Annotated in this window: 3 protein-coding genes and 3 tRNA genes; all 6 read right to left on the bottom strand. The window is 69.3% G+C overall.

The genetic code is table 11. The annotated features are described in order from the left end of the window. Window positions 1-173: 173 nt before the first annotated feature. Window positions 174-521 (bottom strand): hypothetical protein, encoded by a 348-nt coding sequence (locus JNW89_RS34040; protein WP_238449477.1) that lies wholly within the window; start codon window positions 519-521, stop codon window positions 174-176. Between the two features lie 142 nt (window positions 522-663). After that, complete coding sequence (locus JNW89_RS34045) at window positions 664-1,059, bottom strand: hypothetical protein (protein ID WP_238452159.1); 396 nt, start codon at window positions 1,057-1,059, stop codon at window positions 664-666. A gap of 400 nt (window positions 1,060-1,459) precedes the next feature. After that, window positions 1,460-1,533: transfer RNA gene (locus JNW89_RS34050), tRNA-Phe, on the bottom strand. Window positions 1,534-1,635: 102 nt separating this feature from the next. Next, a tRNA-Asp gene (locus JNW89_RS34055) sits at window positions 1,636-1,712 on the bottom strand. Between the two features lie 33 nt (window positions 1,713-1,745). Beyond that, a tRNA-Glu gene (locus tag JNW89_RS34060) sits at window positions 1,746-1,818 on the bottom strand. A 154-nt stretch (window positions 1,819-1,972) separates the two neighbouring features. Next, the coding region (locus JNW89_RS34065; protein ID WP_238452160.1) for a polysaccharide deacetylase family protein at window positions 1,973-2,617 on the bottom strand (645 nt) is incomplete at its 5' end.

The raw sequence follows: 2,617 nt of genomic DNA on the forward strand, positions 1-2,617 counted from the left end.
GTTACGAGACGTCCCTTAGTCACACCGGATGATCGACGTTTCCGTCCCAGCTGTTGCTTGACGGTTGGTCTAGGTTTCGGTGGCGACCTTGCGGGGTCGGTGGGCTTTGATCCTACGGACGGGCTGGCCGGTGACGCGTCGGACGGTGTGTGGTCCGGTGTCGGTGTGGATGGTCAGTTCGGTGTCGGTGACCTCGATCGTGACCTTCTTTCCGGCGTTGATCCGGCCGAGAGCGACTTTCTGGCCAACGACCATGACCACGCCGGTGTTCGACGCCCGCCGCTGGACCCGGACCGGGCCGGTCGCGGGCTGTGGTGGCGGTCCCGCCGGGCGGACACCACGCAGCCGGAGATGTCGGCTGGGGTGAGCGGGTTCGGCCGGGTCCGCAGCAGCTGGCGGGTGTCGAGGTCGAAGAACATCAGGGTGGCCGGCTCGATGCGGATCCCGACCCGGCGGCCGCGGGGGATCTCCGCGGCCAGGACCAGATGCTGACCCAGCGACACCGTCCCGGCCCGGTTCACCGTCCCGTCCACCTCGACCGCTTGGCCCGGCTCGGCCGGCGGCAGCGGCGGCGGCCCGGCCGGGCTTGCCCCCGTCCGGAGGCTGGACGGTCTACGACTGCCCGACGAGGAGATCCGCCTTCAACCACATGGCCGACTTCACCTACTTTGCTTCCCCCGGCACGTACCACATTCCAGCGTGTTGGGGGTCGCGAAGCCAGCGAACGCGGGATGCCTCATCGGGTCGAGGCGTCCAATCGCGGTAGGGCAGGAAGGCCAGCCGCCAAGCGATCACCGCGAAGATGAAGATGCCCGGGCCAACCAACCACAACAGTGCATCTCGCCGGCGGTAGGAAGCACGCGGCGCAAGCCAGGCCGTTGTCGCTACCGGAACTGCTATCCAGCCCAAATCAGCCAGCGGGCCGTTACCCACCCTGGCCTTGATCAGCTCCCGGATGAGGAGGGACGGCACTGTCACCCCGAGCACGAGCAGCACCGCGATCAACGTGCGCGGTAGGCGGCCGAGCGGCGGGCGGGAGCTGGGTGCGTCATCGGCCATGACCCGGAGGATACGAAAAGATCCGCAGCTATCGGTACGCGGGTTTGTCGGTCCTGCGCATCGCAAGCCATCCCGCCGCAAGAGACAGGAAGACCGCGCCCTGCTGAGGCGCGATGAGCCAGAACCAATCTTCGTTGCGGAAAAACAGGACTAGGTGTGCCAGCGACAGCAGGGCGACGCCGGCAGGGCCGAAGTAGCCCGCGAAGGCAGCTCGGGGCAGGCTCCACGCGCAGCAAGGGCCAGGGCCATCCGTGCGATCCCCGTGCGACAAGGGTTGGCCATCAGCGGGATTCCGGGGTCAACGAGGGTCAGGACGGATAGACGGTCCCCGGGGCGCAAAGCAGAGCGCCGACCGGCGTTTCCGCTGGTCGGCGCTCCTGTAGCCCGGCGAAAGGCTATGTGGCCAGGGGCGGGGTCGAACCGCCGACCTTCCGATTTTCAGTCGGACGCTCGTACCAACTGAGCTACCTGGCCGTGGTGCTCGGTCCATGCTACCCGGGAGGCGGGGTCTCCGCCGGTAGGGTCACATGTTCCGATACGCAGAACGCCGCGCAATGGTTCACGCGGCGTCGGCGCTGGCGGTCCTGACGGGACTTGAACCCGCGACCTCCGCCTTGACAGGGCGGCGAGCACTCCAACTGCTCCACAGGACCTGGCTGGTGTTGCATCCGGCGTGAGCCGGACCGTGCCCCCAACGGGATTCGAACCCGTGCTACCGCCTTGAAAGGGCGGCGTCCTGGGCCGCTAGACGATGAGGGCGGCCCCGCCATCATTGCACACTCGCAACTTCAAGCGGACTTGCTCCCATCCGGCCCCGCCGGAGGCATGAGAAGCATATGCCATGCCCGGTCAGTGGACCAAACCGGTATGGCCGCTGGCACATTCCTGGGCAAAACCGCAGGTCAGATGGGTGTCACCGGGGCGGGGCGACGCCGAAGCGCCGCTTCAGGTCGATGATCAGGTGCGGGCAGGCGGCCAGGGTGCGGCTGCGATCGCCCCCGCCGTCGTGCATCAGCACGATCGCACCGGGGCGGGCGGCGCCGTGGACCCGCTTGGCGAGGGTGGCGGCGGTGGGCTTCGCCCAGTCCTGCGGGTCCACGCTCCAGTGCAGCGACCGCATGCCGAGCTCCCGGGCCACCGCCACCACCTCCGGGGTCCACCGGCCGCCCGGTTGGCGGTAGAACGGCACCTTGGCGCCCGGCACGGCGGCCTGGATGGCCCGGTTGGTCCGAACCAGGTCGGCCCGGATCTCGGTCACCGGCCGCCGGCCCAGGTCGAAGTCGTGCCGCCAGCTGTGGTTGCAGAGCTGGTGACCCTCCCGGACGATCCGGACGACCAGCTCCGGGTGCTTGCGTACCTCGGTGCCGACCAGGCAGAACGTCGCCTTGACCCGGGCGGCCCGCAGCTGGTCGAGGATCTTCGGCGTCCAGGCCGGGTCCGGGCCGTCGTCGAAGGTCAGCGCGACGGCGCGTACCCCGGTGGCGCGCCGCAGCCCGCGGGCAGCGTGGTGGGCTTCGGCCGCCAGCTTGGGCTTGGGCTTCGCGGTCGGCCGCGGGGT

The organism is Micromonospora sp. 4G55 (genome assembly GCF_016803375.1).

Excerpts from the sequence above, each read along its gene's own strand:
- JNW89_RS34045 (WP_238452159.1), bottom strand. The coding sequence starts at position 1,059 with ATGGCCGATGACGCACCCAGCTCCCGCCCGCCGCTCGGCCGCCTACCG.